The organism is Veillonellaceae bacterium (genome assembly GCA_012523975.1).
Taxonomy (GTDB): Bacteria; Bacillota; Negativicutes; order JAAYSF01; family JAAYSF01; genus JAAYSF01.
Map to the genome: position 1 here is coordinate 1 of JAAYSF010000047.1, position 3,793 is coordinate 3,793.

Annotated in this window: 3 protein-coding genes and 1 pseudogene; all 4 read left to right on the forward strand. The window is 35.3% G+C overall.

Translation table 11 applies throughout. From position 1 onward, the window contains the following. Window positions 1-137: 137 nt before the first annotated feature. Window positions 138-923: a lantibiotic immunity ABC transporter MutG family permease subunit gene (locus GX348_06335; GenBank protein NLP41806.1), complete on the forward strand. Its 786-nt coding sequence runs from the start codon at window positions 138-140 to the stop codon at window positions 921-923. A 27-nt stretch (window positions 924-950) separates the two neighbouring features. After that, window positions 951-1,646 (forward strand): response regulator transcription factor, encoded by a 696-nt coding sequence (locus tag GX348_06340; protein NLP41807.1) that lies wholly within the window; start codon window positions 951-953, stop codon window positions 1,644-1,646. A 25-nt stretch (window positions 1,647-1,671) separates the two neighbouring features. After that, window positions 1,672-3,132: a HAMP domain-containing histidine kinase gene (locus GX348_06345; GenBank protein ID NLP41808.1), complete on the forward strand. Its 1,461-nt coding sequence runs from the start codon at window positions 1,672-1,674 to the stop codon at window positions 3,130-3,132. A 279-nt stretch (window positions 3,133-3,411) separates the two neighbouring features. Continuing rightward, window positions 3,412-3,793 (forward strand): annotated as a pseudogene (locus tag GX348_06350) (DNA polymerase III subunit epsilon).

Consider the following 3,793-nt stretch of genomic DNA (forward strand, 5'->3'; position numbering starts at 1 on the left):
CGCTGACTATTGTATCTTGAAATCCACGCAATATCGAGTCATTAAACCTAATTTTGTTATTTCTGTATAAATATATTTTTTAACGAACGGGAGAGATTGATGTCTCCTAAAACTTATTTTACGAGGGAGGTAAGATGATGAAGATATTAATATCAGAATGGATTAAGACAAAGCGCACGCCTATAAGATGGCTTACGTTTTTAACACCTATGATTTTAGCAGCGCTTATTGTATGGTATTTTTCATTAAAGGCAATAACGATAGATACTCAAATTTCAATATTTCAGGCATTTTTTGAAGTATGGACGGCACTGGTTATTCCGTTGGGTACAGGTTTAATATCAGGAATTATGATACATCAGGAGGAACTTGCCGGCAGTTTCAACGGCTTTCTCGGAAGCAAACTACCGCGCAGGGATTTGTACCTTGGAAAACTTACAATGCTTATCTTATTGACATCGGCAAGTACCTTACTTGCGGCATTGGCGCTTTTAGTAGGATTAAGTTTTATATTGAATATACCCCTATCCTGGCCGATTTTTATTATAGCAGCTCTAATGGCTATGATTGGAACCCTTCCACTATTGGCATTCCATTTATGGATAAGTTTCGCATGGGGAATGGGTGCATCAATTGGGATTGGCGGCGGTGGTATTCTAATAGCTGCTTTGATGGCAACAAGTCTGGGCAATAAGATCTGGCAATTTGTACCGTGGGCATGGCCAGTTCGTTTAACAGGGTTAGCAGGAGCATATTTATTATATTTGCCTGGTATGAAATTACCACCCGAAATCATATCTGCAGGTTTTATCGCAGTTCAGGCTATAAAGGGTCTTATTCCAGCTGCAGTATTTTTTTTAGTTATGTTGGTTGGAGGTTTGATTTGGTTTGAAAGGTGGGAAGGCAGAAAAATATCTGATTAAAGAAAAATTAAAAGGAGGCATGATGGTATGAGTAAGATTCTTATCATTGATGATGAGGAAGATTTAGTCACTCTTTTAAAAGATTCTCTTGAGAAAAGAGGTCATATTGTATTAGCAGCATATGATGGTGAAAGCGGTGTTAAAAAAGCCCAAGAACAGCCGGATATCATTATTCTCGACATAATGATGCCCGGCATTGACGGGTATGAAGTTTGTAGAAAAATAAGGGATGCAGTTTTTTGCCCGATCATATTTTTGAGTGCAAGACAGTCAGAGGCTGACAGGATAAAAGGCCTTGCCCTAGGAGGCGATGATTATTTAATAAAGCCTTTTAGCCTTAATGAACTGCTTGCGAGAATAGATGCACATTTAAGAAGAGAGAAAAGGGCTATCTTCCTTAATAACTCAAACAAGAGAGTGTTGATTAGCTTTGGCAGACTGTCGGTTGATTTAAAATCAAGACAGGTTAATATTAATGATAATATCATTTCCCTTACTAAACGAGAATTTGACATTTTAGAACTGCTTTTAATGCATCCGGGTCAGGTGTTTTCGAAAGAACAGATTTATGAGAAGGTTTGGGGATATGATGCAGAAGGAGATTCTTCAACTGTGACTGAGCATGTGAAAAACATAAGGGCAAAGATAGCTGAATTTGATCCCGATACAGAGTATATATCGACAGTATGGGGTATCGGCTACCGATTTAACAGAATAATGTAAGGCGAAATTTGGCGGGTGTATTGATATGTTGGAAAGAAAGCCTCTCAAGTCCCAATTTGTAATAACGTTTATTTTGATTATCATATCAAGCATAATAGCTACAATAGCTACGTATTATGCGGGTTATATTATTTATACAAAAATTGAATATAAAAAAATATATCCGGCCAACTACTATGAAAAGAAAATTCCTGATATTGAAGGCTATATCAGAAAAGAAGGTGTAATTCTTTTAAACAGGAGCGAAAAACAACTCATTGAGAAAGTAATTCCTTCAGAAGGTATATTGTATCAGGTGATGGATGAAAATGGCAATATGATATATGGGACGGATTATAAAAAACTTTTAAATAGCAAAGAGGATCTATATAATAAATTGAATACTACCATCGGTACAGATGGGAGATATGTAAGAATCATCCCGGTATTCGATTCTCAAGGAAAGATAAGCGGAGCAGTTTCATTATCATATACATTAACACCTCATTATCCAAGTACATCAGATAAAATATTGCTTGCACCATTATTTGTTGTAGTTTTTTTTTCTCCGTTTATTTATATAGTAATCTTTACGTTGCTTTTTTCAAAGAAATTTGCCGCTAATATAGGCAAGCCAGTTAATATGCTTATTGATGCATCAAGAAAGGTTAAAGAGAAGGATCTTGATTTTAATATAGATTATTTTGCCGATAATGAGCTTGGAAGACTTTGTAAAGCATTTAATGAAATGAAAAACGAACTTAAGGAGTCATTAATATCACAGTGGAAAGCAGAGCAGGAAAGACATGAGATGGTTCAAGCCCTTGCCCATGACCTGAAAACACCTCTTTCTGTAATACAGGGCTATGCTGAATCACTTCTGGAAGGCAATTATGTTGATACTCAAAAAGTAAAAAAATATCTACAGGTAATAAAAGACAATGCAAATAAGGGGTCGGAACTTATCAAAAAAATGCTTTACGCCGCAGAGCTTGAAACGTCCGGCGCAGAGCTTAATATCACTCCAGTGGATATATACTCTTTCTTAATGTATAAAAAAGAAAGTTATGAGATGATGGCAAAAAATAAAAAGATAGGTTTTAAAGTTGATGTAACTTATGAAAACCAGGCTAAAATGACATGCCCTGTTGATATTGTAAAACTTGAGCGTATTCTTGACAATATCGTTTCGAACTGCATCTGTTATACGCCGGAAAATGGGACAATAACAATTAATGCTAATATTACTTGTTATAATATTTGTTTTAAAGTATGTGATACAGGAAAGGGGTTTAGTAGTAAAGATCTATCTAATCTTTTTAATAAATTTTACAGGGGAGATGAATCCCGTTCTTCCAAAGATGGTAACGCCGGACTAGGACTCTATATTGCAAAAAGACTGGTAGAAATGCATGGTGGAAGTATTGTTGCCTTTAATGCAAAGGACGGTGGTGCATGTATTAAATTCGATTTGCATTTTCTAAAAAATAATAACAATAAGAAATGATGCAATTACGAAAGCGTTTCCTATCTATATCAGTATATTTGGTATTTTTAAGTATTAAAGCTGATATGGAAACATATTAGGTATTTTCTTTTAACCGCTGAGACAGCTGTATCAAAAAGCTAACTTGGAGGCTTATCTTTTTCGTGCACTCAAGGCATGTGGAGTGCGTGGTGTTGATGTCGAGGGTAGATAAGTAAGGGTGTAATAAGACAAGTAAATAAAGGCTTTCCGTGATTTGAGGTCTGGTTCTAAGCCGGAAGGATAATCACGGATTTTTGTAGCCCCTTTGACTTAAAGCCTCTTTCAAATTATATTTTCAGTGCTTATAGCGATTGTTATAATTCTATGAATGAATATATGAGTGTTAGTAATTATACTAAAAAAGAATCAGAGCAAAGCCTTAGTATGCTGAAATCTATTTCAAAATCAGCGATGAAAGAGTTATTATTCGATGTAAAAAATCGTGGATATGATGAGACTGAAGTTAACCTAAATATTGAAAAAGTGATATCTAGAGAAGATGTAATTATTAATGGGTTGCATAATCGAGTTTCATTAAACAAGATACGAAATATAGGGAATTGGGAGAAAGGATTTGATGCAGGTTATCCATATTGGGAACGTGGAGAAACTGCTAGGAAAAATGGCAAAGTAGATGAAG

Bases quoted from the DNA above. Each gene is read 5' to 3' on its own strand.
- GX348_06335 (NLP41806.1), top strand. From the start codon at position 138: ATGAAGATATTAATATCAGAATGGATTAAGACAAAGCGCACGCCTATA.
- GX348_06340 (NLP41807.1), top strand. From the start codon at position 951: ATGAGTAAGATTCTTATCATTGATGATGAGGAAGATTTAGTCACTCTT.
- GX348_06345 (NLP41808.1), top strand. From the start codon at position 1,672: ATGTTGGAAAGAAAGCCTCTCAAGTCCCAATTTGTAATAACGTTTATT.